General features: G+C 41.0%; 3 protein-coding genes. All 3 read right to left on the bottom strand.

The features are described 5' to 3' along the window. On the bottom strand, positions 1–858 hold an 858-nt coding region (locus tag BN67_RS10370), incomplete at its 3' end, for a DUF7146 domain-containing protein (RefSeq protein ID WP_019224009.1). Between the two features lie 100 nt (positions 859–958). Continuing rightward, positions 959–1,159 carry a helix-turn-helix transcriptional regulator gene (locus BN67_RS10365; protein WP_019222130.1) on the bottom strand — a complete coding sequence of 67 codons (201 nt, stop codon included), beginning with the start codon at positions 1,157–1,159 and terminating at the stop codon, positions 959–961. Positions 1,160–1,368: 209 nt separating this feature from the next. Beyond that, on the bottom strand, positions 1,369–1,798 hold a 430-nt coding region (locus BN67_RS10360), incomplete at its 5' end, for a tyrosine-type recombinase/integrase (protein ID WP_019224008.1).

Genomic DNA, 1,798 nt, shown 5'->3' with positions numbered 1-1,798 from the left:
GTCAGCACCTTTAGGGGCTTGCATCATAAAGACCTCAAAGCCTTGTTTATGCGCATGGCTAGCCAAGGCATAACCTGCTTTACGACCAGCCTCATCACCGTCCATTGCAATGGTCAAACGGGCTTTGGTTTTGGGTAAATTCACATTTTTCATGCCACTGGTTGAAAGGGCAGCCCACAAACTTACAGGCTCTAGTAACAAACCAGACAGTAAAGAAAGTCCGGTTTCTATTCCCTCACAAATCACTAGGTGGTGTTCATTATCTTGGCTTAAATGCACAGCACCGCCCATAACAGACCCCAACATGGCTTTTGCTGGTTTCTGATCTGTTTTGCACCCATTGGCTTGTAAAAAGGTCCTATGAATTGCAAAGGGGCATGCACCTTCAACCAATTCTACCAACGCGGGCAGTTTTCCCCCTAAGGGGTGGGGGCAGCTATCATGAAAGCGTAAATCAGCAGGCAAATCACAAGTGATACCACGCTTGCGTAAATAAGTTTCTGCTAGGCTATCTTTTATAGCTTTGCTTTGTTTCCAAAGCCCTCTTGCTTTCTCTGCTTTCTGTTTTGCTTGTTGATCTTCAGAATAGAATTTTTTCGATAAAGAGAGGTTTTGACCATAAGCATTTTCAAAACATGCTTGTGTATCAACAAGACCAATGTTTTTAAGAGCTTTGATGATCTGTTCAAAAGAGCAGCCAGCATGACAATGAAATAATAATTGACCATTATAACCATAAGTAAGAGCTAAACTAGGAGTGCTATCATCATGGGCAGGGCAATGGGCAAGTCCATAATGCCCATGCCAGACACCATGCAAGGCACGTGTTATGCCCGCAGCATGTGTATAAGAATACATTTTTTTATCCTATGATCTTGCGTCACAGGACGGATTTTGCTATTCATTATGTGATAAGTAATGAAGAGCCTTGTCCGTCCTTACGTGACAAGGTTTTCTTTTATGCAGCATTATTGCTACGGTTGTTTTTTGCTTTCTCTATCACACCGTGAAGATCAGATTGTAACCAACGCGACAAAAAACCAAACTTTAAGGGTTTTGGTAAAACACCGTTTGTCACATGACGGCGGAATGTTGAAACACTCATATGGAGCAATTTTGCACTTTCACGGTCTGTGAGAAGAGTATCATTTTCGGTCATTTCTAAAATCCTTTCAGAACACAAATTATAAACAAATCATAACCACTTATTAACCATATTTTTGTCATATTGAAAAGTAATATTATCTATAAAAAACAGTCTTTTATCATGTTTTTTTAATATTGAATCTTGATGAATCTTATTGAGAAAGAATGAGAGAAAAGAGAGCTAAAGTTATCCACAGATAATGGGGTATTGCACCCCATCTCTTAAGTTTGACCGGTGACATAAGCTGCCCATTTATCCATATAAACACGGCGCTGTTCTAGATAGTCTGTACGACGATAGGCACGTTCTACTTGTCCTCCTACTGTATGGCTTAGAATGGTTTCAGCGACCTCATAGGGGGCATCGGTTGTTTCAGCGAGCCAATTGCGTAAACTAGAGCGAAAGCCATGGGGGCAGGCATCAAGACCAACACGTTTCATGTATTTTGATATGCAAGCATCTCCAAGAGGACCTCGACCGGTTGCAGAAAAGAAGAAATCATTGCGAGAAAGCAAGCGCGCTTGTTTGAGAATTTCTAATGCTTCAGATGATAAGGGCACGCGAAACTCTTTTGTTGCATCACGTCTTCCTTTCATATTTTCAGCAGGAATAGTCCATATATCTCCTTCAATCTGATCTTCACGAATATGA

The sequence above is a fragment of the Bartonella rattaustraliani AUST/NH4 genome, from assembly GCF_000312565.1.
Lineage (GTDB): Bacteria > Pseudomonadota > Alphaproteobacteria > Rhizobiales > Rhizobiaceae > Bartonella > Bartonella rattaustraliani.
The sequence above is the reverse complement of the archived record's forward strand: the minus strand, read 5'-3'. Positions and strand labels throughout refer to the sequence as shown.

Bases quoted from the DNA above. Each gene is read 5' to 3' on its own strand.
- BN67_RS10365 (WP_019222130.1), bottom strand. From the start codon at position 1,159: ATGACCGAAAATGATACTCTTCTCACAGACCGTGAAAGTGCAAAATTG.